Genomic DNA, 25,649 nt, shown 5'->3' on the forward strand with positions numbered 1-25,649 from the left:
TTGTGCAAAGTGCCATTAACGGCTACATTCGGTACCGTCATCCGCTACCAAACTTGCATAAAGGAACTATCGTGAGTTCACCCGAACTGGTTTTGCGCGTGCTGCGCACGCAACTGCGCGCCGCCGGCATCACCTATAAAGTGCTGGCCGAACGCATCGGCATGAGCGAATCGAGCGTCAAGCGCATGTTTGGCCAGCACGACATGTCGCTGTCGCGCCTGGCCCTGATCTGCAAGGCTTCGGGCATCGCCATGGAAGACGTGCTGCGCGGCGCGGCCGACATCACGCCGCATGCCGACACGCTCACGCTGGTGCAGGAAAAGTCGCTGGTGGCGCATCCGCGCTTGCTGCTGGTGGCGATCTGCTGCCTCGGCCACTGGAGCCTGGAGCAGGTGGTGGAAACGTATGCGCTGACGCAGGCCGAATGCATCGGCTGCCTGGCCGAGCTGGACCGGCTGGGCTTGATCGAACTCAAGCCGCTGAACCGCTACAGCCTGCGCGTCTCGAACGCCTTCCACTGGCTGGCCGACGGCCCGGTGCAGCAGTACTTCCGCGAACACGTGGTGGCCGATTATTTCAGCGGGCATTTTGACGGCGCCGGCGAAACCCTGATGTGCATCCCGGCGCGCCTGTCGCTGTCGAGCGCGCAGGAGCTGGTGCAAAAGATCCGCCAGCTGGCCGAGGAACTGGCGCGCCTGCACCAGAACGACCGGCGCCTTGCGCCTGCCGAGCGCGACGGTTTTACCCTGCTGCTGGGCTTTCGCTCATGGGAATTTGCCGCCTTCACGGCCCTGCGCCGCAGCACGGCGTCCGCCTCGTCCACCGCGCCAGGCGCCGTTTACCAGACCGGTCCCAGGAACAGATAGAAGGTGCTCTCGCCGCCCTTCGACGCGCCCGATGCCACGTACACGGGACCGAAGCGCGTATCGACGGAGATGAAGGCACTGCTGGCCTGCGTGAACTTGCTGGCTTTCCAGCGCTCGCTCTGATCGAAGCCGCCGCCCATTTCCAGTGAAAAACCGGCCCGCACGACGCCGCCCAGAGTGCTGGGCAGGGAACCGATGCGGCGCGCCATGACGAAGCGCGCGAAGGCGATACTGCGTCCTCTCACCGAGTCAAATTCCGTGCCGGACAAGCGCAGGAAACCACCGAGATTGAGCGGCGCTTCGTCACGCTGCGAGCGCGCCCATTCGCCATACACGTGACCGGCCCAGTTGCCGCGGCCAAAGGCCTTCAACCCCGTGATGGACGATTGGCCCAGAGCCGCCTCGCCCACCCCCGTGGTCGTATCGCGCGCCCAGATGGCCTCAAGCAGGACGCCGCGCGTGGGAAAGCCCGGCGAATCGAGCGTATCGGCGCGGAATCGCACGAACTGCGTGGTGCCCAGCGCGCGCGACTCCGGCTGCGTAGGGTCGGCCGGAATCGCCAGCTTGCCCTTGACTTCCGTACGGGCGACGCCGAACTGCAGATCGCCCCAGGTACCGAACTGGCGCCCCAGCACCAGTGCAGCTGTCTGGCCGTTATACGCCAGGCGCGCGCTGCGCCGGCCCTTGTCGAACAAATCCATCGCCGACGAAGTGTATTGCAACTGCGGCGCGATATACCACGGGTTGCCGGCGCCCAGCGGCTGCCAGAACTGCACGCCATAGCCGCGCGTATTACCGATCTGCGCCGTGCTGCGCAACTCGCCACCCCAGCTGTTCAGGTTCGAGCGCGCATGCAGCAGCTTCAGGGCGAAATTATTGCTGTCCCTGAAATCGCTGGCCAGTTCCAGGCCCACGCGCAGGCGGTTGCTGGCCCACGGCGCTTCGACCGCCTTGATGGTGACGGCGCGCTGGTCGCCCGCGTCGACCACGTCCGTCTCCACGCGCGCCACGTCGCCGCGGCCATACAGCTTGGCCGCCGCCGCCAGCACATCTTCCTGGCTGACCGCCTGCCCTTCCACCAGGCCCGATTGCGCCTGCAGGATGCGCGGATTGATATCGCCTTCGCTCTCCACGGCCAGGCGCGTGAGCGGCAGGGCCACGTCCAGCAGGGCCGGCGCGGCAAGGCGCAGCTGCTCGCGCGCCGCATACTGTTCCGGCGGCAGGGCCAGCGGCGCCAGGCGGGCGGCCAAGGCCTGCGCCGCCTGCTCGCCGGCGCGCATGGCGCGCGCATAGTTTTCAAAGTCGAGGAAGCTCACGCCCGTCAAATCGGGTGCCACCAGGATATCCTGCGGCCGCAGCTCCTTGAGCGAACGCTGCACGTTCTGCTCCGTGAGAATCTGCAGCATCTGCTGCGCCACGCCGATGGCGCTGCCCAGGTCTTTTTCCGGCGCCAGCGGCGTGCCCACGTTGACGGCGATGATGATGTCGGCGCCCATGGCGCGCGCCATGTCGACGGGCAGGTTGCGCACCAGGCCCCCATCGACCACCAGCCGGTTGTTCACGCGCACGGGCGCAAACACCCCCGGCACGGCCAGCGAGGCGCGCATCGACAGGAACAGGGGCGTGTCGACCAGCTCGACCAGCTCGCCATTGACCAGGTCCGACGCCACCGAACGGAAGGGCAGCGGCAGTTGGCTGGCGGGGCGGTCGCGCATGCCGGCCGGCAGCAGGCGGTTCAAGGCCATTTCCAGCGCCGCATTGCTGGCCGCCGCCGGCGGCGTGGAAATGCCGTTGCGGCTCACGCCAAATTCGATGCGCGACGGTAGCAACAAATCTTCCTCGCGGCGGCGGAATGCCAGTTCGTCGCGCGGCGGCCGGTCGGCCACCACGCGCGCCCAGTTGGTCTCGCGCGCCATCTTTTCCAGGTCCGCCACGGAAGCGCCGGCCGCATACGCGCCGCCCACCACGCCGCCCATGCTGGTGCCGACCACCATGTCGATCGGCACATGCAGCTCCTGCAGCACTTTCAATACGCCGATATGCGCAAGGCCGCGCGCGCCGCCGCCCGACAGCACCAGGGCGATGCGCGGGCGCGCCGCCACGGTCGCGGGCACGGCCAGGGTGGCAGCGGAGGTAGAGGTAGTGGCGGCGGGGACGTCGGCTGCGGCAGCCGCCGGCAAGGCGCATAGCGCCGCCACGCAGCCCGCCAGGACGGCACGGATCGAGAACATGAAGACTCCTGTAGCGATGGCGGCATGGCGCCATCGGCAAAATACGATAAGAACAGCGTTAATTCGGCGGCGGCACGCTGCTCACTTGCGGCGCCGGCATCATGGTCGCCGGCCGCTGCTGCTCCATCGGCAGCGGCGGCGGCACCAGGTTCGAGACCGGCGCAGGGGTCGCGGCCGGCGTTGGGGTGGCGGACACTTGCCCCGGCAAGGCCAGCGCCTTGTCATCGGCCACCAGGTCGATGCGCTTGCTCACGCCGCCATCGCGCAGCAGCACGTGGCGCGCATGCACTTCCAGCACCGTCACGCCTGGCACCACCTCGGCGCCTTCCGGCAGGGCCACGGAAGGCTTGCCATCGGTCGAGATGATGGCCACGCTGCCGCGGCCATTGCCGGCGGCGACCACGCCCTTGAGCTGGTAATTGCTGGCCGTGGCCACGCTGACCTGGCCGCCAAACAGCGAAGCGCCCGCCTCCACGCTGGCATCCTGCACCACCGGCACGGCAGGCGGGTTGATGGGACGTTGCGGCGCCTTGAACAGCTGCATGGCCCAATAGGCCAGCGATACGGACAGCGCCACGACGGCGAGCAAACTTGTAACTTGAGGCAAACGCTTCATGGCTTCCTTGGATTCTTATCTTACGAGCTGATTGATTTCGATAATCGGCATCAGCACGGCCAGCACGATCAGCAGCACCACCACGCCCATCGCCAGGATCAGTGCCGGCTCCAGCAGACCGGCAATCGTCAGGGTGCGGCGTTCCAGGTCCTGTTCCTGCGCGCTGGCGGCGCGTTCCAGCATGGCCGGCAGCTCGCCCGTGATTTCACCGGCGCGTATCATGTGGATCAGCATCGGCGGAAAATGCTTTTGCGCCGACAGCGCGCGCGCCAGACTCACGCCCTCGCGCACGGCGCCGCTGGCTTCCTGCACCAGTTCCTGCATCGCCACGTTGGTGAGCGTGTCGCGGCTGGTGTCGAGCGCGCGCAGGATCGGCACGCCGGAACCCGTGGTGATGGCCAGGGTGCTGGCAAAGCGCGCCGTGTTCAGGCTGCGCTCGAATTTGCCGTACAGGGGCGCCGTCAGCAGCCAGGTATGCCAGCGCCGTTTCAGGGCTGGCTGCTGCAGCGCGCGGCGCCAGGCAAACCAGGCGCCGGCCAGGATCACGGCCACGACGAGGCCATAGTTGCGCACGAAGTCCGACAGCGCCAGCATGATCACGGTGAGCATGGGCAGCTTTTGCTTGGTATTGGCGAACACGGAAACGATCTGCGGCACCACATAGGTGAGCAGGAAGATCACGATGGAAAACGCCACCACCGTGACGATGGCCGGATACGTAAAGGCCAGCTTGACCTTCTGCACCAGCGCGTTGCGCCGCTCGATGTAGTCGGCCAGGCGCGACAGCACGCGCGACAGGTGGCCGATCTGCTCGCCCGACGCGACCAGCGCCCGATAAATCTCCGCGAAATCGCGCGGATGGCGCGCCAGCACGTCGGAAAACGCGGCGCCGCCGATCACTTCCGAGCGGATCGAGGCGATCAGGTCGCGCAAATACGGCCGCTCGGCCTGTTCCAGCAGGGCGGAAAACGCCTGTTCCAGCGGCAGGCCCGCTTCCAGCAAACTGGCCAGCTGGCGCGTAAACAGCGCCAGCTCGGTGCTGGACAGGCGCTCGCCGAAGCCGCGCTGTTTGGTGACGCCGGCGGCATCGACCTGCGCGGCGATCGGTTCGACGGCCAGCGGCACCAGGCCTTGCACGCGCAGCTCGGCGCGCGCGGAACGGGGACTGTCGGCATTGAGCACACCCTTGCGGGTGGCGCCCTGGGCGTCGACGGCTTCATAGCGGAATGCGGGCATGGTGGCGGGCCTAGTCTTTGGTCACGCGCAGCAATTCAGCCTGCGTGGTGGTGCCGTCGCGCAGCCAGCGTTCGCCGTCGTCGCGCATGCTCGTCATGCCATCCTGCAGAGCCACCGTGCGCACTTCCGCTTCCGACGCGCGGTTGTGGATCTGCGCGCGGATCTGCTCCGTCGTGCGCAGCAGCTCATACACGCCCACGCGGCCCTGGTAGCCCGTCTGACCGCAATGCTCGCAGCCGACGGCCTGCCAGTATTGCCCGTCGAAGGTCTTGCAGGAGCCGCACAATTTGCGCACCAGACGCTGCGCCAGCACGCCGAGTAACGACGACGACAGCAGGAACGGTTCGATGCCCATGTCGAGCAAACGCGTGACGGCCGCCGAAGCGTCGTTCGTGTGCAGGGTCGCCAGCACCAGGTGGCCCGTCAAGGATGCCTGCACGGCGATCTGCGCCGTTTCCAGGTCGCGGATCTCGCCGATCATGATCACGTCCGGGTCCTGCCGCAGAATCGCCCGCAGCGCCTTGGCAAAGGTCATGTCGATGCGCGGATTGACTTGCGTCTGGCCTACGCCGGCCAGGTCGTACTCGATCGGGTCTTCTACCGTCAGGATGTTCGTCGTGGTGGCGTTGAGCATCGACAGCGCCGCGTACAAGGTCGTCGTCTTGCCCGAGCCGGTGGGGCCCGTGACCAGCACGATGCCGTGCGGCTGCGTGATCAGACCATCGAACTGCCCCAGCATGGGCGCGCTCATGCCCAGGTGCTGCAGGTCGAGGCGGCCCGCCTCCTTGTCCAGCAAACGCAGCACGGCCCGTTCGCCATGCCCGGTAGGCAGGGTCGAGACGCGCACGTCGACGGGTTTTCCGCCCACGCGCAGGGTGATGCGGCCATCCTGCGGCAAGCGCTTTTCCGCGATGTCGAGCTGCGCCATGATCTTGATGCGCGAGATCAGCGAACCGTGAATGGCCTTACGGGGGCGCACCACGTCGCGCAGGCTGCCGTCGATGCGGAAGCGCACGACGGAGGTCTGCTCGAACGGCTCGATGTGGATATCGGATGCGCCTTCGCGCAGCGCCTGCGTCAGCAGCGCATTGATCATGCGGATGACGGGCGCGTCGTCGGACGATTCGAGCAAATCCTCGATGGCCGGCACGTCCTGCAGCAGCTTGGTCAAATCCAGGTCGGCGTCGAATTCATCGGCCATCTGCGACGCATCGCCGCCGCCGCCCGCGTAGGCGCCGGCAATGGCCGCATCGAGTTCGGCGCGCGGCAGCACCGTCAGCTGGATCTGGCCGAAACGGCGTGATACTTCGGCAATCGCCGCCGGCGCCGTCGATGCGGCCACCAGCACGTCGACGGGTGCGCCGTCGACGGCACCGGGCCGGGCCAGCAAGCCGAAATCGCGCGCGTAGGCGTAGGGAAGCAGATTACTCATGGCTGTCCCATCACTTCTGCGGCTGCGGCATCTGTTGCGGCTGCTGCTGGTATTGCTGCAGCAGCGACTGCGGCGGCGTGGCCGCGTTGGCCGGCGCGCCTGGCGGCGGCGTCGGCGCTGGCGGCACGGGACGCGTCACCATGTTGCCGCCCACCGGCTGGCCATCCTGCAAGGCCGGCAGCACAGGCGTGCCCAGGTCTTTCAGCATCAAATTGCCCGACGCCGGCACGGCGGCCGTCTCGGCCGAACGCATGTAGTCGTAGCGGTCGGCCGCCAGGCTGCCGCTCTGCTCCTTGTTGCGCACGATGACAGGGCGCAGGAAGATCATCAGATTGGTTTTCTTGCGCTCGCGCGTCTGGTACTTGAACAGGTTGCCGATCAGGGGAATGTCGCCCAGGCCGCGCACTTTTTCCGCATTGTCGCCCGTGCTGTCCTCGATCAGGCCGCCGAGCACGATGATCTGGCCATCGTCGGCCAGCACATTGTTTTCGATCACGCGGTTGTTGATGGTGATGCCGCTGACGGCCGTCGACGTGGATTTGTCCACGCTCGACGTTTCGTGATAGATGCCCAGCTTGATGGTGCCGCCTTCGGAAATCTGCGGACGCACCTTCAGGGTCAGGCCCACTTCCTTGCGGTCGATGGTCTGGAACGGATTCGTGTTGGTGCCGGCCGTGCTCGTGTACTGGCCCGTCAGGATAGGCACGTTCTGGCCCACCTTGATGGTGGCCAGCTCGTTGTCCAGGGTGATCAGGTTCGGCGTCGACAGGATATTCGCGTTGCCGTCCGATTCCAGCGCATGCGCCACGGCGCCCAGGCCCAGCGCGCCGTTGATCTGCTTGAAGATGCCCAGGGTCAGGCCGCCCGTCGGCAGCACCTTGCCGCCGCCCAGCGCCAGCTTGGCGATATTGTTGTCGGTGCCGCCGGCGAACGACTGCAGCGCGCCCACGCGGTAGCTGCTGTTGCTGTCGCCGGAAAGCCCCAGCCACTGCACGCCGAATTCGGAGGCCTTGGCCGACGTCACTTCGACGATCAGCGCCTCGATGTAGACCTGGGCGCGGCGCACGTCGAGCTGGTCGATCACGGCGCGCAGGTTGCGGTAGACAGCCTCGTTGCAGGTCAGGATCAAGGTGTTGGTGGAAGCGTCGGCCTGGATGAAGCCGGCCGCGCCGCCCGACGACAGCTGCTGCGGCCCGTTGCTCAGCGAAGCGCCGCCCGAGGTGCCGCTTTGCGTATTGCCGCCCAGGCCAGTGCTGTTCATGCCGCTGCCCTGGTTATTCTGGTTATTCGTATTCAGGCTGTTGCTGGTCGGCTGCTGCGCCGAGGCGGCCGTGCCGTCCGACGTCACGACCGAGCGCAGGGTTTGCGCCAGCTTGGTGGCGTCCGCATTTTTGAGGTACACCACGTGCACATTGCCCAGCTGCGTGGTGGGCTGGTCCAGCTTCGAGATCAGCGACTTGGCCAGGTTGGCGCGCGCCGCCGACGGTGCGCGCAGCACCAGCGAATTGGTGCGCGGATCGGCCAGCACGGAGACCTTGCCCGCATCGGCCCCTGCAGCGCCGCCCGCATTCCCGCCTTCCATCAGTTTGTTCACCATCGAGGCCAGGTCGGACGCGATGGCATAGCGCACGGGGATCACGTCCAGATCCGTCGAGGCGGGCACGTCGAGCGCGGCGATGATCTTCGCCAGGCGCTTGAGGTTATCCGCATAATCGGTGATCACCAGCGAGTTATTGCCCGGGTTGGCGTTGATCGTGTTGTTCGGCGAAATCAAAGGGCGCAGCACGGCCAGCAGGTTGGCCGACGATTCGTAGTTCAGATAAAACACCTGGGTGGCGATCTGGTCGCCCTTCACCTGGCTGGCGCCGTTGCCCACCTGGGTCGGCACGGATTGCAGCTTGGCGTCCGCTTCCGGCACCACTTTCGCATAGCCGTCGCCGGAGACCACCGCATAGCCTTGCAGGCGCAAGGCCGATGCCAGCAGGGCGAAGGCCTGCGTCTTGCTGATGGATTTTTCCGACACCAGCGTGATCGTGCCCTTGACGCGCGGGTCGATGACGAAATTGATGTTGGTGTAATGGCCCACCGCCTTGATCACGGACTCGATGTCGGCGCCGACAAAATTGAGCGCCGCTTCGTCGCCGGGCGCGGCCCAGACGGGCGCCGGCATGCCGGCCACGGAACAGCACAGCAAGGCGGCGGCCGACAGGCGGCGCAGCGAGAAGGTGGATTTATTTGGGCTCACGGATGGTTTTTTCATTGTCTGAACTCTAAGGCGATGATGTTTTTTTCGCTATTGCTACGGCGCTGTCCCAGCAAATTCAACAAACTCGCCAAGGTCTCTTCATATCCTGCTGCGGCCTGGGCCTGGCCGGAAAACTGCATGCGCCCCTGTTGCAGGCTGCCGCTGCCGTCGAGCAGCAGCGGTCCCCTGATGGAGCGCAAGGTCAATGCCGCCTGCTGCCCCTGCCAATCAAAATCGAGCTCATAACTGCCCAGCGGACGCAAGGACGACAGGCGCGACGCCATGTCCGTCATTTGCAAGGTCGTGCGGCCGACGGCGGAAAACTGCTGTTTTTCCAGTGCCAGCTGCAAGGTGCTCCACGACAGGCGCATGCTGCCCGTCGGCGCCACGGTATTCAAAGGTGCCCCCAGGCCGCCCAGGCCATCGGCCGGCAGCAGCAGGGCCGCCGGGCTGACCTGCCAGTGCGACCATGAACCGCGCAGGTTCACCGCCTGCGACAGCGCCTGCGCATTCTGCAATTCCACATCCACCGATCCCCACAGCACGGATGGCGAAATGCGCCAGCTGAAGCGCCCCGGCAGCAGCGGCGTCACGGCGCCATTCGCGCTGGCCGCCCCGCCGATAAAGGCCGAGCCGCGCCACAGGGTACCTTGCGCATCGCCCAAGGTCAAACGTCCGCCCGTCTGCTTTTCCACGATACTGGCCACCCAGCCGGCCGGGAAAAACACCAGCAGGGTGACGCAGACGCTGACGATGATGGCCAGCAGCCAGGCAAGCAAGCGCATCATCGCGCCGCGCCCGGGCTCTGGTGCAGGGTCAGGCTGGCATCGACCAGTCCCGCCTTGCCCTGCGCCGTGATCTTCGCTTCCTGCACCGCCACGCGGCCTTCGCGGCGCAAGCCGTCCAGCCACAGCATGACGCTGGCAAATGGCACGCCATTCAGCTGCACGCGCGCGTACTCTCCCGTCAGCGACAGCGATTGCGGCGCCAGGCCGCGCGCTTTCAGCGAGGCGTCAATGCTGTCACGGCTCATGGGTGCCACCTGCACGGGCGCCTGGCGCGCCAGGTCGCCCGCTTCGCGCGCCAGCGCCTGCAGCTGGGCCGCGTTCTGGCGCAGTTCGGGCAAGCTCTTTTGCAAGGCGATGCGGCCCGTCCAGGCCGGCTCGAAGAAGACGGCGTAGACGAGGGCCAGCCCCGCCACCACGCCGCCGATGCTCAAGAGCTTGCGCTCCTGCTGCGTGCGCTCGGCCCAGAAGGCCTGCACGGCCTGCTGCTGCCCCGCCCACGCGGCGCGCGCCTTGTTGACTGCTGCACTCATGCTTTTGCTCCCGTGGCCGGCGTGATCTTCCACACGCCCGGCGCCGTTTCATTCAAGGCCAGCTTGCGCGCGGCCAGGCCGTCGCGCACCTGCGCCTGCGCGCTGGCGTCAACCATGTCCGGCTTCAGCCTGACGATCAGGCTGCGCTCGCGGTATTCCAGCGACGCCACCACACCGCGTCCGGCCAGGCCGCCCAGCGCTTCGCCCAGCGCCGCGCTCATGCTGGTGAAGTCATCCATGCTCGCTTGCCCGCCCTGCAGGCGGGCAGCAGCGATATTGCGCCGCATCTGCTCCGCTTCCAGGCCATACACGGGCGCTTCGTTCGGATACGCGGCCTTGAAGGTTTGCTGCATCGAGGTGCGCACGGTGGCGGCCTCGCGCTTCAGCCGCATCCATTCGATATTCATGCCGGCCAGGTTGACGATCACGGCCAGCAGCGCCAAGCGCAGCGGCCAGCGCCAGCGGCGCCATTCGGTGGCCGATCCCGTCGCCGTGTCCAGGGCGGCGGCCAGGTCCAGTCCCGCATTTTTGGCGCCGGCGATCCAGTGCGCCCAATGGTCAAGCTCCACCGTCACGCCATCCATGCCCGCAGCGAGCTGCTGATACTGCGCCAGCTCGGCCTGTGCCACATAGACCGTCAGGGGCACGTCGCCGGCAAACGCGCGCGTCGTCAGCAGCGCCTGCTGCGGCTGGGCTGGCAAGACCAGGCCCAGGCCCTCTTGCGGCGCCTGGCGCAAGGCCAGTTCCAGGCCATCGCCGCTTGCCTGCAGGGCGGCCGTCACGCTGCCCGGCTGCAAGGGCAGGCACAACTGCGACGGCAGCAGCGCCACCTTGCGCGCGCCCTGCGCCAGCAAGGCCTTCACCAGTACCTCGGCCCAGGCGCGCTGCGCCACGGCCACCGTGCGCATGCCGGCCGCGTCGGGCGCGCCAGCGGCCAGCAGGCAATCCTGGGTGTCGCCGAGGATGTGTTCTTCCACCAGGCCCGGCAAGGCCGCGCGCAAGCGGGCGCCGGCCAGCGGCGGCATTTTCAGGCGCAGCAGGGTCACGTCGGCCGCGGCCAGCAGCAGCACCACCTGCTTCGCGCCAGCAATCAGCTGGCCCAGGCTGCCCAGCGGCGCGCTGCCTTGCTGCAGCAGGGCGCCGCCGTCGCCGGCCAGCACGAAGGAGCAGGCAGGCGCGCTGTCGGTGGACGCCTTGGCCGGGTGACGGATATACAATATTGTCAAAGTGACTCGCTTTCAGCTGTTAATTTTCCCGCAACCAGACCAGGCTGGTGGTGCGCTGCGGATCCGTTTTTCGATTGATGAGCGCCACGGCATCCAGGGCGGCACGGTCCAGCCGCACGCGGATGACGGTGAGGAAATAGCGGCTCTTCACATCGAGTTCCACGCCTTCAATCAGTTCAGCATTAATATTATTCTGGAAATTTAACTTATCGACAAACTTTTTGCGCGGATTGCTCAAGGTCAGGGCGCTGGCCTCGGACAGCGACATCATCGTCACGGCCGCCAACACCTCGGCCGGCGCCGTATTCACGTTGACTCCCGTGATCTCCGGCAAGATGATGACGACATCGCGCAGCTGCTCGACCATCTGCGGCGTATAGCCGGGCACGGCCAGCAAATCCTCGATCTGCGTGAAGGCCACCGGCTCGCTGCCGCCGCCCGTGGCAGGCGTGGCAACGGGCGTCTTGCCATCGGCGCCGCTGTCGGCAGCGCGTGGTTTCGGCCGCGCGCGCAGCACGGCATCGGCCGTCGCTTGCGCCAGGCCGCTGTCGAGCTTCATGTTGGCCAACAGGCGCTGGTAGGCCAGCACCTGTTTCGGATTGATGCTGCCCGTGGCGTCGACCAGGTTGGTGATATTGAAGCGCGCCTGCGCATCGAGCGCGCGGCCCGAGACGGTGGCGTCGAATTTTTCCGTGTCGACCTTTTCACGGTCCACATAATCGTCGAGCCGCGCTTCCTCGATGGGCGTGGCCCACACGCCGTCGGCGGCCGTCAGCATGGGATTGTCCTGGCGCAGCCAGAAGCGGGCAAAGTCGACCATGCCACGCATGGCCCACTGCGTCTGCAGACGCAAACGCTGGTTTTCCATCGAACGCACCTGCACCTGCTGCTGCCAGAACAGGCTGGCGACGACGGTAATCGCCAGCGCCGTCAGCAGCAAGGCCGTGATGACGGCCACGCCGCGCTGGCGCGAAGGGCGCGTAAACGGCTTCATCCCGGCCCCAGTAAAAAGACTTTGGACAGGCCCGCGTCCTGGCCCGGCATCTGCAAGGTCACTTCCAGGCCCGGCACCTGCTTGGAGATGGTGGCGCCCGCCGTCAGCACATTCCAGGCGCCATTGCTCCAGCCGCGCATGACCATGCTGTCGACACCCTGCATCAGGGCCACGTCGGCGCTGGAGGTATCCGTATCGTCGCGCGCGGCCTGCCACAAGGTGTCGAGTACGGCCAGGTCGCGCGTGCCGTTCGACTCGCGCCGCGTCAGCACCCCGCCGCGCAGGCGGTAAGTGACCACTTGCAACTGTTGCGGTTCCTGTTCCGACGCGGCCAGGCGCACGAGGGTCAGGCGGTCATTTTCCGCCGACAGGTTGATGCGGCCATTGAGCAAACTCGTGCTCAAGCCGGCGCCGGCCAGGTGGTCGCAATCGCTCTGCATCTGGGCAAACGCCAGCTGCATGCCGCGCGCCTGCTCGAGCTGGCTGGTCAGCACTTCGCGCGAACGCATGATGCTGTCCAGACCGCGCCAGCCCAGCACGGCGACCATGGCCAGGATGCCGATCGCCACGAGCAGCTCGATCAGGGTGAAACCGCCAGCAGGAACAGTGCGGCGCGCCATCAGTCGTTAAAGGAAAGTAACACCAGGCGCACGATGCGCCGGGCCGGATATTGCGCGTCATACACGTTGACGCGCACTTGCCGGATGCGGGGATTCGGCGTGGCCACCACTTCTTCTTCACAGATCAGTTTCAGGTCGCCCTGCGGGCAGTCGACCGTGCGCTTGCCCGTCTGCGGGAACGTCTTCGCCAGGCGCAAGCGCACCAGGTGGTTTTCCGCCGACCAGGTGGCCATCATGGCGCTGCGCAAGCCATCGCTGTTCTGCGTCAGGCTGCCGACGGCGCGCAGCGAGGCGCCCAGGGCCGTGCCGACGATGACGAGGGCGACCAGCACTTCCAGCAAAGTGAAGCCGCGCTGGCGGCCATGACGTGGGAGCCGCATCATTGCTCGACCGTGAAGTGGCCGATGCCGTCGGCGCGGATGGCCACGCTGCGTTCGCCGCTGGCCAGGGTCAGCACGAAAGGCTTGTCGACCGGTTCGCGGCCGAAGATGATACGCAAAGGCTGGGCTACGCTGTTCGACGGCTGCACGCTGAGCAGCATGGGCGTGTTGGCAAACGCCCGCTCGCGCAGCAAATCGTCCTGCGTCACGGGTTGCCACAGCTTTTCATTGAGGACCAGGAAACGGTATTGATTTTCGTCAGCCTCGAACGCCACCTGCCGGCTGCGCACGATGGCTTCATCGCGCGCCAGTTGCAGCAGCAGCGCGATGCGCTCGGCTTCCTTCTGCAGCGCTTGCTGGCCATTCGGCATGGCGTTCAGCGACACCAGGCCCAGGGTGACGCCAATGATGACCATCACCACCAGCAGCTCGATCAGCGTGAAGCCGCTGGCGCGTGGCCGGGGCAGTGCACGGCCGGTGGTCATGGCAGGCATGCAATGGAAAACTTACAGTTCCCAGGAGCCGATATCGGCATCGTCGCCGCTACCGCCAGGCTGGCCGTCGGCGCCCAGCGAAATGATGTCAACTTCGCCTTTCACGCCCGGTGACAGGAACTGGTACGGGTTGCCCCATGGATCCTTCGGCATCTTTTCCAGGTAACCGCCCGCTTTCCAGCCATTCGCGGCCGGTCCCGTGGTCGGTTTTTCGATCAGCGCCTGCAAGCCCTGTTCGGTGGTCGGGTAGCGCTGGTTATCCAGGCGATACAGTTTCAAAGCTTGCATCACGGTGGCGATGTCGACCTTCGCCGCCGCCACTTTCGACTCGCCCGTGCGGGCGATCAGCTTGGGCACCACCAGCGACGCGAGGATACCCATGATCACCACCACGACCATGATTTCGATCAAAGTGAAGCCGCGCGCGCGGCGCTGGCGTATCGAACGGTTTGCTGCGTTTTGCATAAGAAAGAGAGAAGAAGGTGAGTAATGAGTGCAGAGTATAAAGCGGAAATATGACAAAGCCTGTCATATAGGGAAAAATTTCTGCGGGGGCTGTCAGGCCGGCAAGACCACTTCGCCGCAAACGGCGCAGCCGGGGTCGCGCGCGACGCGCATGCTGCTCCATTCCATGTGCAAACCGTCAAGCAGCAGCAGCCGTCCGGCCAAGGACTCTCCCACGCCCATGATCAGTTTCAGCGCTTCGGCCGCCTGCATGGCGCCCACCACGCCCACCAGCGGCGCGAACACGCCCATGGTCGAGCATGCCTCGTCCGTGAACTGCTGCTCCTGCGGAAACAGGCAGGAATAACATGGCTGCTTGCCCGTGCGCGGGTCGAACACGCTCACTTGTCCGTCGAAACGGATCACGGCGCCCGACACCAGCGGCACCCTGGCCGCCACGCAGGCGCGGTTGACGGCGTGGCGCGTGGCGAAGTTGTCGGTGCAGTCGAGCACCACCGTACTGGATAAGACCAGTTCGGCCAGTCGCGCACCGTCGAGGCGTTCCTGCAAGGCGATGATGTCGATCTCGGGATTGATGCCGGTCAAGGTTTCGCGCGCCGACAGCACTTTCGGCTGGCCCACGCGCGCCGTCGTGTGGGCGATCTGGCGCTGCAGATTGGTCAGGTCGACCGTGTCGTCATCGACGAGGGTCAGCTTGCCGACGCCGCTGGCCGCCAGGTACATGGCGGCTGGCGAACCGAGCCCGCCCGCGCCGATCACCAGCACATGCGCATCGAGCAAGGCTTGCTGGCCTTCGATGCCGATCTCGTCTAACAGGATGTGGCGCGAGTAGCGCAGCAGCTGATGGTCGTTCATGGCGGCGACTACGGTTTCCGTACAGGAGTCTTCTTGTCATCGGCCTTGATGTCGGAAGCAATTTCCGGCTTGGCGCCGATCTTCTCCGCCTTCGGGTCCACCTTGGCCAGCTGCACCGGCAAGCCCTGGAAATGGTTCAAGGCTTGCTGCAGCTGGAAATCATCCTTGGCGCCGTATTCCAGCGGTTTGCGCTTTTTCGCCGTGGCGATCAGGCGCTGCTCTTCTTCCAGCTGATCCTGCATGCCTTCCATCGTCGGCTTGGCCGCTTCCGGCTTGCCATCGTTGCTGCTCAAGTGTTTTTCCAGGTCCGCCTCGCGGATGCGCAGGCTGTTCCAGCCATCGCCCTCGGCCGTTTCATCGACCAGCAGGTCGGGCACGATGCCGCGCGCCTGGATGGCCCGGCCTTTCGGCGTGTAATAGCGGGCCGTCGTCAGCTTGACGGCCGTGTCGGCCGTGATCTGGCGCAAGGTTTGTACGGAACCCTTGCCGAACGTTTGCGTGCCGATGACGGTGGCGCGCTGGTAATCCTGCAAGGCGCCGGCGACGATTTCCGAGGCGGACGCGGAACCCGCATTGACCAGCACCACCAGCGGCACGGTTTTCAGCGCGGCCGGCAGCTTGGCCAGCGGGTCGGCCTTGGCGCCCGGCGGCGCATAGAATTCGCGGCGGCCATAGAACACCTGTTTCGACTCGGGCAACTGGCCCTTGGTGGACACGATCACGGAGTTGCCCGGAAGGAATGCTGTTGCCACGCCGATGGCGCCCGGCACGACGCCACCGGGATCGTTGCGCAAGTCCAGCACCAGGCCCTTGAGCTTGGGGTCTTGCGCATACAGCGCGTTGATCTTTTTGACCATGTCATCAACGGTCGGTTCCTGGAACTGGGCGATGCGCAGCCAGGCATAGCCGGGCGCGACCATCTTGGCCTTCACGCTTTGCACGCGGATTTCCTCGCGCACGATGGGAAACACCAGCGGCTTGCTCTCGCCCTTGCGCGACATGGTCAGCACCAGCTTGCTGCCGGGCTGGCCGCGCATCTTCTTGATGACTTCTTCCAGCTGCAAGCCTTTCAGCGGGATATTGTCGAGGCGGGTGATCAGGTCGCCCGCCAGGATGCCGGCCTTGGCGGCGGGGCTGTCCTCGATGGGCGAAACGACTTTCACGTAGCCGTCTTCCATGCTCACTTCGATGCCGATGCCGACAAACTTGCCCTGCACGCTTTCGCGCATTTCCTTGAAGGCATTTTTATCGAGGTAGACAGAATGCGGGTCCAGCGACGACACCATGCCGGAAATGGCTTCCGTCAAGAGTTTCTTGTCTTCCACCTTCTCGACATAATCGGTCTTGATCAGGCCGAAGACGTCGGACAGCTGGCGCAACTCGTCGAGGGGCAGCGGGGCATTCGTGATTTTCTGCGCCACGGCCGGGAACTGCAGCGACATGCCGATGCCGGCCAGAACGCCCAGACCGATCAGGCCGATACTTTTGACTTTGATACCCATGTATTCTTCGCAATCTACAAATTCGCTGCCGCAGCAATGGTGGGAACTTAAAACTTCACCCAGGTGGCTGGATCGAAGGCGCGGCCCTGATGACGCAATTCAAAGTATAGCCCTGATTCCTCGTTGCCGCCGCTGTTGCCCGCGCTGGCAATGGCGTCGCCGCCCTTGACGGCGTCGCCCACACGTTTCAGCAGCGATTGGTTATTGCCATAAATACTCATGTACTGGCCGCCATGATCAACGATGATCAAATTACCGAAACCGCGCAACCAGTCGGAAAACACGACACGGCCGCCGGCGATGGCGTGGATCTCGCTGCCTTCGCCCGTGCGGATGAACACGCCCTTCCAGCTGGGGCCGTCACCGCGCTTGCTGCCGAAACGGGCCGCGATCTTGCCCGCCACGGGGGCGCGCAGCTGCCCTTTCAAGCTGGCAAAGGCGCCGGCTGGCGCGGCCGGTCCCAGGCTTGGGCGTTCCGGCTCCGGTTCCGGCTTCGGTTCGGGTTTCGGCGTCACCTTGGCCACTTGCGGCGGTTCGTCGTCGTCGATCGGTTCCAGTTTCACGGGCGGCGGTGGCGGCGTTTGCGGCTTGATCTTGCCCGACTTGTTTTGTTGCTCTTTCGCAATGCGTTCGCGTTCAGCCTGCGCCTGGGCGGCCTTGGCGCGCGCGGCCAGCAAGCGTTCGCGTTTTTCCGCCGCGATCTTGGCGTCGGCGGCTGCCTTGGCGGCGGCCCGTTGCTCGGCCAGCAATTGTTGGCGTTTCTTTTCCGCTGCGGCAGCGGCGGCCTGCTCTTCGATCAGTTTTGCCAGCTTGTCGACCAGATTGCCCATGCGCTGTTCGTCGCGCTCGACATTGCCCACTTCCTTGCGCTGGGCCACCAGGCGCTGAGACAAGCTCGTCAGCAAGGCGGCGCGGCGCGCCTTCTCCTGCACCAGCAAGGCTTTCTGGTCGCGCTCTTCCTGCGCAATTTCTTCCAGTTCATCCTTGGCGTTCTGCACGTCCGCCTGGTTTTTCTCCACGGCCAGCAAGTTGGCGCGCAAGGCTTCCAGCAGGCGCGCCTGCGCCTGCGACACGTACGCCATCAATTGCAAGTCGCGGTTGATGCGGTTGGGGTTGTCACCCGACAAGAGCAGCTTGATGCGGTCTTCGTTGCCGGCGACATATTGTTCACGCAGCAACTTCGACAGCTGCGTCTTTTGTTTCTCGACGGTGGCCGTCAATTGCTGGTGCTCTTGCCCCAGCGCATTGAGTTTCACGCCCGTCTCGCTTTGCTCCTGCGCCAGGTCGCGCAAGGCACGGTTGGCGTTGGAAATGGCTTCTTCCGATTCGGCCAGGGTATCGGCCGCGTCATCCTTGGCGCTTTCCGTGCGGCTGATGTCGCGCTTGAGCGCCGTCAGTTTTTGTTGCAATCCAGCACGTTGTGCTTCCGCGGCCGCCTTCTGCTTGCTGCGTTCGGTGGGCTTGGCGCCCTGCGCGGCACCGCTGGAAAGCAGCAGCGCCAGGCACAGCATGGCACCGGCGCGCCACGCCGGCAGGGGTCGTTCAGCAGAGGGGGCGATGGCTGTGCCGCGGAAGAAAGACGACAAAATTACTTGGCCTTCCCTTGGTTCGCCACGGCCGCTTGCGCTGCCGCAATCGCTGCCGGGTCGCCCAGGTAGTAATGACGGATCGGTTTCAGGTCGGCGTCCAGTTCATACACGAGCGGCTGGCCGTTCGGGATGTTCAGGCCGACGATGTCGCTGTCGCTGATGCCATCGAGCATCTTGATCAGCGCGCGCAGGCTGTTGCCGTGGGCCGAAATGATGATTTTCTTGCCGGCGCGGATGGCGGGGGCGATTTCTTCATCCCAGGCCGGCATCACGCGCGCCACGGTGTCTTTCAGGCATTCGGTCAGCGGAATCGACGCTTTCGGCAGGCCCGCGTAGCGCGGATCGTTGAACGAGGCGCGGTCGTCGTCCTCCGCCAGCGGCGGCGGCGGCGTGTCGTAGCTGCGGCGCCATACCAATACTTGCTCGTCGCCATACTTGGCAGCCGTCTCGCCCTTGTCCAGGCCTTGCAGGGCGCCGTAGTGGCGCTCGTTCAAGCGCCAGTCGTTCTTGATCGGCAAATACATCATGTCCATCTCGTCGAGCGCCAGCCACAGGGTGCGGATGGCGCGCTTCAGGACGGAAGTGTAGGCCACGTCGAACGTAAAACCTTCCTGCTTGAGGATCTGGCCGGCGGCCTTGGCTTCGTTGACGCCCTTTTCCGTCAGATCGACGTCGGTCCAGCCGGTGAAGCGGTTATCGAGGTTCCAGGTGGACTCGCCGTGACGCATGAAAACGATTTTGTACATAGTTCTATCTTCTCAAGGGGTTCAAATCAAAAAAGCAAAACGTAAAAAGACCTCGTCCAGCTTCTATTTTATAATGCGCGGATTGACTTAAACCATTGGACCCTACGTGAAATTCATTATCGACCACATTTTTCTGTTTGCCATCGTCATTATTTCCGGCGGCGCCCTCCTCTGGCCACTGCTGTCGATGCGCGGCAAGCGCGCGACCGTGCTGGAAGTCACGCAACTGATCAACCGCGGCAAAACCATCATCGTCGACGTGCGCAGCGCGGAAGAATTCGCCACGGGCCACTTGCCTGAGGCAAAAAATATTCCGCTGCCGGAACTGGCAAAACGCATGGGCGAGCTGGAAAAATTCAAAACGCGCCCCATTGTAGTGGTTTGCCAGAAAGGTTCGCGTTCGGCAACCGCCGTCGGCCTGCTGGGCAAAGCCGGTTTCGCTGAGGCAACGAGCCTGGAAGGCGGCCTCGACGAATGGAAAAAGCAGGGTTTGCCATTGAAAACCTTGTCGCTGGCGAAATAAGCCAGCATTAACTGAAGGAATCATCATGACCGTACCTGTTATTGTTTACAGCACCGCCGTGTGCCCGTATTGCGTGCGCGCCGAGCGCCTGTTGGAAGCCAAGGGCGTCGCCGTGCAAAAGATCCGCGTCGACCTCGACCCGGAAGAGCGCATCAAGATGATGGAACGCACGGGCCGCCGCACGGTGCCGCAGATCTATGTGGGCGATACCCACGTGGGCGGATTCGACGATTTGTATGCGCTCGATCAAGCCGGCAAGCTGGACCCCTTGTTAAATGGCACGGCAGCCTGATATAAAGCGGGTTCGAGAAATTGCTTGGTTTTTTGTCGTATTGTTTTGATACAATTGCCCTCGCACCTGATCTGGCCGCGCCTACCCGGCGCGGTTTGAATACCGCAAGCACCATATTTGAACGGTGTGCCGTTCTTGTCCTTTACAACGAAAGCGTTCCATGTCTGACGAAAATCTGCAACCAGTCTTCCAAATCCAACGCGTCTACCTGAAAGACATGTCGCTGGAACAACCAAATTCCCCAGCTATTTTCCTGGAACAAGAAGCACCAGCGATCGAAGTAGCTCTGGACGTGGGCGCTGCGCCTCTGGCCGACGGCATCTTCGAAGCCACCGTGACCATCACCGTGACCGCCAAAGTCGGCGAAAAAGTCGCTTTCCTGGTTGAAGGCAAGCAAGCCGGTATCTTCGAAGCACGCAACATTCCTGCTGATCAACTCGATCCGCTGCTGGGAATCGGCTGCCCGAACATCATCTACCCTTACCTGCGCGCCAACATCGCCGACGTGATCACCCGTGCCGGCTTCCCGCCAGTGCACCTGGCCGAGATCAACTTCGAAGTGTTCTACCAACAACGTCTGCAAGCTATTGCTGACGCCGCTGCCGCAGCGCCAGCAGCTAGCGAAACGCACTAAGCTCTTGCAAGACCCCGCCGGCCGTCAAGGCTGGCCTGACACGGCGGCCTGGCCGCCGTGTTTCGTTAAGGTTCAAAAATATCATGTTGAAAAGTGCGCTCTTGAGCAAGTTCCGCTGGATGGCCGGCGCCGTACTGCTGCTGGCGACCGCCGCCAGCCATGCCGTCGATTTCAAAACGGTGGGCGCGGCTCCCGTGATCCTGTACGACGCGCCATCCTCCAAGGGCGGCAAGCTGTACGTGGCGCCACGCGGCATGCCGCTGGAAGTCGTGCTCAGCTACGGCGAATGGGTCAAGGTGCGCGACGCCAGCGGCGAAATGGCCTGGACGGAAGCCAAAGGCCTGTCGGCCAAGCGCAACCTCGTGGCGCGCGCCGCGAACCTCAAGGTTCGCGCCAGCCCCGATGACACCGCCTCCGCCATCATCCTCGTCGACAAGGGCGTGCTGCTGGAAATGAGCGAGCAACCGACCTCCGGCTGGGTCAAGGTGCGCCACAAGGATGGCCAGAGCGGCTACGTCAAGACCAGCGAAGTGTGGGGCATGTAAGCACCGCACCCGTTCCCCCTGCCCCATTGAGGTTGCATGCAAGTTTCTCCTGAAGTCACTCCCGATATCATTCCCACCGCCCGCAAGATCACCATCCTGGGCGCTGGCGCCTGGGGCACGGCCGTGGCGATGGCCCTGGCCGGCCGCCACGACGTGCTGCTGTGGGGTCGCAATGGCGAAGCCATGGCCGCCATGGCCGCCAGCGGTGAAAACAGCTATCTGCCCGGCTTCCCTTTGCCGCCGCAACTGCGCATCGGTGCCGATTTCGACGCCGCCGTCGCGCATGCCGACGGCGAACACGGCCTCTTGATCGCCGCCTGCCCCGTGGCGGGCTTGCGGCCCATGCTGCATCAATTGAAAGACAAGGCCATCGGCAACCTGGTGTGGCTCTGCAAAGGGTTTGAAGGCGGCACGGGCTTGCTGCCGCACCAGATCGTGCAGGAGGTGCTGGGCGACAATATTCCCGGCGGCGCCCTGTCCGGCCCTTCGTTCGCGCAGGAAGTGGCGCGCGGCTTACCGTGCGCGCTGACCATCGCCTCGCACAGCGCGGCCTTGCGCGGCGCCGTCGTCTCGGCCTTGCATGGCGGCACCATCCGCGTGTATGCGAGCGAAGACCTGGTGGGCGTGGAAGTGGGCGGCGCCGTCAAGAACGTGCTGGCCATTGCCACGGGCGTGGCAGACGGCCTGGGTCTGGGCTTGAATGCGCGCGCCGCGCTGATCACGCGCGGCCTGGCGGAAATCACGCGCCTGGGCACGGCCCTGGGCGGCCAGACGGAAACGTTCATGGGATTGACGGGCATGGGCGACTTGATTCTGACGTGCACGGGCGACCTGTCGCGCAACCGCCGCGTCGGCCTGGGTCTGGCGCAAGGCAAGGCGCTGGCCACCATCGTGGCCGAACTCGGTCATGTGGCAGAAGGCGTGCCCTGCGCCAAGGCCGTGCGCGAACTGGCGCGCCGCATGGGCGTCGACATGCCGATCACGAACGCGGTGGCCGGCGTGCTGTTCGACGGCGATCTGCCGCACGTGATGGTGCAGCAACTTCTGTCGCGCGATCCGCGCGCCGAGGCGGCTTGAGCGCCAGAAAAAACCTAACGTCCCGCCTTGTGCATGAGTATGGTCAGTAATAACAGGCTGTCTTCGCGCGCTTCCAGGGCGTGCGCCTGGCCGCCGAGCAGGTACAGCATCTGCCCCGGCCCCAGCAGCTGCACGCCGCCATGCGCCGTCACCGCCACCTGCCCCTGCAGGCACAGCAGGGTGATTTCACCGAGCACATGATGCTCGGGCATGGTCTTGCCCTTGGGCATGCACATGCGGATCAATTCCAGTTCGTCCGTCTTGGCCAGCGCAATGGCGGAAAACTGCGACAGGTCGTCGCCGTCCCTGCGCAGCACCTCGATCACCTGTCCTGAACTTGCGTGCTCCAGTGCCATCATGTGCTCCTTCCGCAATTACTCGGTGACTTCCTCCGGCTCTTTCGCGCCGCGCATCCACTCGACCAGCGGCCACGCATCCTTCAAGCCTTCCGCCAGGGTCGGCAGCAGTTTCTCGGGCGCGTTGACGGGCAGCGGCACTTCGGTCCAGACAAAAAAGCTTTTCAGCTTGATGAATTCGATATGTTCGGCATCCGCCTCGAAACCCTTGGGCGGGCGCTGCAATTTGCCCTCGTTCTGGATGGTGCCGAAGCGGGCCTTCAAGCGCTTATTCTTCAGCACTTTGGAGAAACCTGGCGCGTCGTTGACCATGTGTTCGCGCAGCGCCTTCAGGCGGCCCGGTGGCGGCATGTATTCGCCAGCGCCGAACAGCAGGTTGCCCTGGCCATCGATCTGCAGATAATACGTGGGGCCGCCCGCCTTGCTGGGACGGCGCATGTCGTTCGGCGCGATGGCGGCCGAAAAACGCGTTTTATACGGGCTCTTGTCGTGCGCGAAACGCACGTCGCGGTTGATGCGGAACATCGCCTTCTTCGGATTGCAGTACTTCACGGCCGGGTCAAACTTGCCCAGCTCACCGATCAGGCTGGTAACCAGGGCGAGGAATTCCTCGCGCAGGATATCGTAGCGGGGCTTGTTCATGACAAACCAGGGACGGTTGTTGTTGTCGCTCAGTTCACGTAAAAATTGGGTCAAATCACGCACATGCATGTGTCAAATTCCGATCAGCAACTATTTGGAAAGCTCTTTCGGGATGGGGCGCTTGCCCACCATCACGTCGAGCGCCGCTTCGCGATTCTTGCGCAGCACCGTCATTTTAGCTTTTCCGCCGGGCGGCAGTTGGGCGATCAGGTTCAGCATTTCCGTCGTATCGCCCACGGGCTTGCCATCCACCGTCAGCAGGATGTCGCCGGGCACGATGCCCGCCTTGTCGGCCGGCCCGTTGCGCACCACGCCGGCGATGATGGCGCCGCTGGTGCGCTGCAAGTTGAAGCTTTGCGCCAGCTCGGGGGTGATGTCCTGCGTTTCCACGCCGATCCAGCCGCGCACCACGTGGCCATCCTTGATGATGGCTTCCATCACCGTTTTCGCCGTCGAGACGGGAATGGCGAAGCCGATGCCGACGGAACCGCCGCTTTGCGAGTAGATCGCCGTATTGATGCCGATCAGATTGCCGCGCGTATCGACCAGGGCGCCGCCCGAATTGCCGAAGTTGATGGCCGCATCCGTCTGGATGAAGTTTTCAAAGCTGTTGATGTGCAGGTTGTTGCGGCCCAGGGCGGAGATGATGCCCATGGTCACCGTCTGGCCCACGCCGAAGGGGTTGCCGATGGCCAGCACCACGTCGCCCACGCGCGCCAGTTCCGACTGGCCCAGCACGATGACGGGCAGCTTGTCGAGGTCGATCTTGATCACGGCCAGGTCCGTTTCCGGGTCCAGGCCCACGACCTTGGCGGGCGCCTTGCGGCCATCGGTGAGTACCACTTCGATTTCGTCGGCGCCTTCGACCACGTGGTTATTCGTCAGCACATAGCCTTCATGGCTGACGATGACGCCCGAGCCGAGGCTGTTTTTCAAGTCCTCGCCATCCTCGCCGTCCGGGTCGCGGTCGCCGAAGAAACGTTTGAAGAAGGGATCACGCGCCAGCGGATGGGCGCCGCGCTTGGGTACTTGCAGGGTGAGGATATTGACGACGGCAGGCATGGCGCGCGCCGCCGCGTCGCGGTAGGAACCGGGCGCCAGGCTGCTGGACGCCGTTTCCACCACGGGCACCGGTTTCGCAGGAGAGCCCAGCTGCTGTACCCGGCTGGCCGGGCGCAGCGCGCCGTACACAAAGTACAGCGCCAACGCGATCGTCACGGTTTGCGCAAACAATAACCAGAATCGTCGCATACAGTTCTCTGCCCAGGTCAGCCGGCCCGTGCCGGAACGACTTATTTTGCCAGATCGTTGCTATTCTGTCCGTTCTTCTGCAGGGAGTCGCGGATTTCACGCAGCAGCACGATGTCTTCCGGCGTGGCCGGTGCCGGCGCCGGCGCGACCGGTTCGCTGCGGCGGGCCTTGTTCATCAGGCGCACCATCTGGAAGATGATGAAAGCCAAAATGACGAAATTGAGCAAAATGGTCAGGAAGTTACCGTAGGCCAGCACGGCGCCCGCCTTTTTCGCTTCCACCAGGGTCATCGTTGTCGCCTGGCCATTCAGGGGCAGGTAGTAATTGGCAAAATCGAGGCCGCCGAAAATGCGGCCGATGGGCGGCATGATCACGTCTTGCACCAGGGAATCGACAATCTTGCCGAAGGCGCCACCGATAATGACACCGACCGCCAGATCGACGACATTGCCTTTCATTGCAAATTCTTTAAATTCCTTCATCATTGCCATGAATTTCTCCTTCGGATAGATATAAAAACATGCCGATCATACTATTGATTCCTGGGGACACCAACTTGTGGTTGCCAGCAGGACCAATTCCGGCACAGCCGTGCGCATCTAGTTCGAAAGAACTAGCCACCTCCTGCAAAAGTATATAAATTATGGTACAAGCAACGTTTTTGTTTTATTCGTTGTTTGCTTCACTTATAATTTGCGGTTGCCAGAAGTGGCTTTTTCACTTCCGGATAATCAACAAGAAACTGGCACGGGCTGCGCCATTGGCCGAAGTTCCGCAGGGATGTTGCCACTTTACCGTACAAAGATGCGGGTTGCGGCAAACAGTGGGAAAGAGCTTCGGCGACGGGTTTTTCGCGGCTGCCACTCATAATAAAGATTCGCATTTTGACTGATTGGGGTTTGCATGAGTAACGAAAAGCAGGTCGATTCAGGCCGTCGCGGCTTGCTCGTCGCCACGTGCGCGGCGGGCAGTGTAGTTGGATTGGCAACCGCGGGAGCCTTGGTAAGCACCTTCCAGCCGTCGGAGCGCGCGAAAGCGGCTGGCGCGCCGGTCGAAGTAGACATCACCACCTTGCAACCCGGCGAAATGCGCACCGTCGAATGGCGCGGCAAGCCGGTCTGGATCCTCAAGCGCACGCCGGAAATGATCGCGTCGCTCAAGCAAACCGATGGCAAGGTCGCCGATGCCAATTCACAACGCAATCCCGCCGAATTCACGCCTGAATACTGCATGAATGAAGCGCGCTCGATCAAGCCTGAAATTCTCGTCGCCGTCGGCATCTGCACCCACCTGGGCTGCTCCCCTTCCTCGAAATTTACCCCTGGCCCGCAACCGTCGCTGCCCGATGACTGGGAAGGCGGCTTCCTGTGCCCTTGCCACGGCTCCACCTTCGACATGGCAGGCCGCGTGTTCAAGAACAAGCCGGCGCCGGACAACCTGCAAGTGCCGCGCCATATGTACCTGAGCGACACCAAATTGCTGATAGGTAAAGACGAGAAAGGCGAGGCTTGATC

General features: G+C 64.0%; 28 protein-coding genes. 7 read left to right on the forward strand and 21 right to left on the reverse strand.

The genetic code is table 11. The features are described 5' to 3' along the window. The first annotated feature begins 71 nt into the window (after positions 1-71). Positions 72-866 carry a helix-turn-helix domain-containing protein gene (locus BLT98_RS15835; protein ID WP_225317153.1) on the forward strand — a complete coding sequence of 265 codons (795 nt, stop codon included), beginning with the start codon at positions 72-74 and terminating at the stop codon, positions 864-866. On the opposite strand, the gene BLT98_RS15840 is transcribed toward BLT98_RS15835, so the two are convergent. The 17 genes from BLT98_RS15840 to gpmA all read right to left on the reverse strand — a co-directional run bounded on the left by BLT98_RS15840 (position 839) and on the right by gpmA (position 18,815). Further along, a complete protein-coding gene (locus BLT98_RS15840; protein ID WP_092609291.1) occupies positions 839-3,097 on the reverse strand; it encodes a patatin-like phospholipase family protein in 2,259 nt (752 codons plus the stop codon). The two genes, BLT98_RS15835 and BLT98_RS15840, sit on opposite strands and share 28 nt — an antisense overlap. A 58-nt stretch (positions 3,098-3,155) precedes the next feature. Then, positions 3,156-3,713: a type II secretion system protein N gene (locus tag BLT98_RS15845; protein ID WP_092609294.1), complete on the reverse strand. Its 558-nt coding sequence runs from the start codon at positions 3,711-3,713 to the stop codon at positions 3,156-3,158. Between the two features lie 15 nt (positions 3,714-3,728). Next, the gene (gene gspF, locus BLT98_RS15850) at positions 3,729-4,949 is read right to left on the reverse strand and encodes a type II secretion system inner membrane protein GspF (protein WP_092609297.1); all 1,221 of its coding nucleotides are present in this window, start codon (positions 4,947-4,949) and stop codon (positions 3,729-3,731) included. Between the two features lie 10 nt (positions 4,950-4,959). After that, the gene (gene gspE / locus BLT98_RS15855) at positions 4,960-6,381 is read right to left on the reverse strand and encodes a type II secretion system ATPase GspE (protein ID WP_034783561.1); all 1,422 of its coding nucleotides are present in this window, start codon (positions 6,379-6,381) and stop codon (positions 4,960-4,962) included. A gap of 10 nt (positions 6,382-6,391) precedes the next feature. Continuing rightward, complete coding sequence (gene gspD, locus BLT98_RS15860; RefSeq protein ID WP_070280030.1) at positions 6,392-8,641, reverse strand: type II secretion system secretin GspD; 2,250 nt, start codon at positions 8,639-8,641, stop codon at positions 6,392-6,394. Then, entirely contained in the window at positions 8,638-9,414 is a 777-nt protein-coding gene (gene gspN, locus BLT98_RS15865) for a type II secretion system protein N (RefSeq protein WP_034783563.1), read from the reverse strand. The genes gspD and gspN overlap by 4 nt, the downstream gene beginning before the upstream one ends. Continuing rightward, on the reverse strand, positions 9,411-9,944 hold the full coding sequence (gene gspM, locus BLT98_RS15870; protein WP_034783565.1) for a type II secretion system protein GspM: 534 nt from the start codon (positions 9,942-9,944) through the stop codon (positions 9,411-9,413). The genes gspN and gspM overlap by 4 nt, the downstream gene beginning before the upstream one ends. Then, positions 9,941-11,170: a type II secretion system protein GspL gene (gene gspL / locus BLT98_RS15875; RefSeq protein WP_244517507.1), complete on the reverse strand. Its 1,230-nt coding sequence runs from the start codon at positions 11,168-11,170 to the stop codon at positions 9,941-9,943. The genes gspM and gspL overlap by 4 nt, the downstream gene beginning before the upstream one ends. A gap of 19 nt (positions 11,171-11,189) precedes the next feature. Then, positions 11,190-12,164: a type II secretion system minor pseudopilin GspK gene (gene gspK, locus BLT98_RS15880; RefSeq protein ID WP_092609303.1), complete on the reverse strand. Its 975-nt coding sequence runs from the start codon at positions 12,162-12,164 to the stop codon at positions 11,190-11,192. Then, positions 12,161-12,784: a PulJ/GspJ family protein gene (locus BLT98_RS15885; protein WP_034783569.1), complete on the reverse strand. Its 624-nt coding sequence runs from the start codon at positions 12,782-12,784 to the stop codon at positions 12,161-12,163. The genes gspK and BLT98_RS15885 overlap by 4 nt, the downstream gene beginning before the upstream one ends. Beyond that, positions 12,784-13,167 (reverse strand): type II secretion system minor pseudopilin GspI, encoded by a 384-nt coding sequence (gspI, locus tag BLT98_RS15890; protein ID WP_034783570.1) that lies wholly within the window; start codon positions 13,165-13,167, stop codon positions 12,784-12,786. The genes BLT98_RS15885 and gspI overlap by 1 nt, the downstream gene beginning before the upstream one ends. Next, complete coding sequence (locus tag BLT98_RS15895; RefSeq protein WP_046681998.1) at positions 13,164-13,658, reverse strand: GspH/FimT family pseudopilin; 495 nt, start codon at positions 13,656-13,658, stop codon at positions 13,164-13,166. Before BLT98_RS15895 ends, gspI begins: the two co-directional genes overlap by 4 nt. 12 nt (positions 13,659-13,670) lie before the next feature. Then, positions 13,671-14,123, reverse strand: coding sequence for a type II secretion system major pseudopilin GspG (gspG, locus tag BLT98_RS15900; protein WP_034783572.1), 453 nt, complete (start codon positions 14,121-14,123; stop codon positions 13,671-13,673). Between the two features lie 93 nt (positions 14,124-14,216). Beyond that, on the reverse strand, positions 14,217-14,978 hold the full coding sequence (locus BLT98_RS15905) for a HesA/MoeB/ThiF family protein (RefSeq protein WP_092609305.1): 762 nt from the start codon (positions 14,976-14,978) through the stop codon (positions 14,217-14,219). Between the two features lie 8 nt (positions 14,979-14,986). Beyond that, complete coding sequence (locus tag BLT98_RS15910; RefSeq protein ID WP_034783575.1) at positions 14,987-16,480, reverse strand: S41 family peptidase; 1,494 nt, start codon at positions 16,478-16,480, stop codon at positions 14,987-14,989. A gap of 47 nt (positions 16,481-16,527) precedes the next feature. Next, entirely contained in the window at positions 16,528-17,991 is a 1,464-nt protein-coding gene (locus tag BLT98_RS15915) for a murein hydrolase activator EnvC family protein (protein WP_034783576.1), read from the reverse strand. A gap of 77 nt (positions 17,992-18,068) precedes the next feature. Beyond that, positions 18,069-18,815 carry a 2,3-diphosphoglycerate-dependent phosphoglycerate mutase gene (gene gpmA / locus BLT98_RS15920; protein WP_034753030.1) on the reverse strand — a complete coding sequence of 249 codons (747 nt, stop codon included), beginning with the start codon at positions 18,813-18,815 and terminating at the stop codon, positions 18,069-18,071. Positions 18,816-18,921: 106 nt separating this feature from the next. Here gpmA and BLT98_RS15925 point away from each other — a divergent pair, with 106 nt between their 5' ends. The 5 genes from BLT98_RS15925 (at position 18,922) to BLT98_RS15945 (ending at position 21,886) form a co-directional block, all read left to right on the forward strand. Next, entirely contained in the window at positions 18,922-19,338 is a 417-nt protein-coding gene (locus BLT98_RS15925; protein WP_092609308.1) for a rhodanese-like domain-containing protein, read from the forward strand. A gap of 25 nt (positions 19,339-19,363) precedes the next feature. Then, positions 19,364-19,630 carry a glutaredoxin 3 gene (gene grxC, locus BLT98_RS15930; protein ID WP_070220900.1) on the forward strand — a complete coding sequence of 89 codons (267 nt, stop codon included), beginning with the start codon at positions 19,364-19,366 and terminating at the stop codon, positions 19,628-19,630. A gap of 160 nt (positions 19,631-19,790) precedes the next feature. Next, positions 19,791-20,264, forward strand: coding sequence for a protein-export chaperone SecB (gene secB, locus BLT98_RS15935; RefSeq protein ID WP_034783580.1), 474 nt, complete (start codon positions 19,791-19,793; stop codon positions 20,262-20,264). Positions 20,265-20,347: 83 nt separating this feature from the next. Continuing rightward, positions 20,348-20,809, forward strand: a complete 462-nt coding sequence (locus BLT98_RS15940) for an SH3 domain-containing protein (protein ID WP_034783582.1) — start codon at positions 20,348-20,350, stop codon at positions 20,807-20,809. 36 nt (positions 20,810-20,845) lie between these two features. Next, entirely contained in the window at positions 20,846-21,886 is a 1,041-nt protein-coding gene (locus BLT98_RS15945; protein WP_070258537.1) for an NAD(P)H-dependent glycerol-3-phosphate dehydrogenase, read from the forward strand. Between the two features lie 14 nt (positions 21,887-21,900). Here the strand turns inward: BLT98_RS15945 and BLT98_RS15950 are convergent, their stop codons facing one another. The 4 genes from BLT98_RS15950 to mscL are packed head-to-tail and all read right to left on the reverse strand — an operon-like array spanning position 21,901 to position 24,626. Beyond that, a complete protein-coding gene (locus BLT98_RS15950; protein ID WP_225317152.1) occupies positions 21,901-22,245 on the reverse strand; it encodes a cupin domain-containing protein in 345 nt (114 codons plus the stop codon). Positions 22,246-22,260: 15 nt separating this feature from the next. Further along, a complete protein-coding gene (locus BLT98_RS15955; RefSeq protein WP_092609311.1) occupies positions 22,261-22,953 on the reverse strand; it encodes a DUF2461 domain-containing protein in 693 nt (230 codons plus the stop codon). Positions 22,954-22,974: 21 nt separating this feature from the next. Then, a complete protein-coding gene (locus BLT98_RS15960) occupies positions 22,975-24,135 on the reverse strand; it encodes a Do family serine endopeptidase (protein WP_070258533.1) in 1,161 nt (386 codons plus the stop codon). A gap of 41 nt (positions 24,136-24,176) precedes the next feature. Continuing rightward, complete coding sequence (gene mscL, locus BLT98_RS15965) at positions 24,177-24,626, reverse strand: large conductance mechanosensitive channel protein MscL (RefSeq protein WP_092609314.1); 450 nt, start codon at positions 24,624-24,626, stop codon at positions 24,177-24,179. 412 nt (positions 24,627-25,038) lie between these two features. Here mscL and petA point away from each other — a divergent pair, with 412 nt between their 5' ends. Beyond that, positions 25,039-25,647, forward strand: a complete 609-nt coding sequence (gene petA / locus BLT98_RS15970; RefSeq protein WP_034783594.1) for a ubiquinol-cytochrome c reductase iron-sulfur subunit — start codon at positions 25,039-25,041, stop codon at positions 25,645-25,647. Positions 25,648-25,649 lie beyond the last annotated feature (2 nt).

Source organism: Janthinobacterium sp. YR213 (assembly GCF_900099875.1).
GTDB classification, from domain to species: domain Bacteria; phylum Pseudomonadota; class Gammaproteobacteria; order Burkholderiales; family Burkholderiaceae_D; genus Janthinobacterium; species Janthinobacterium lividum.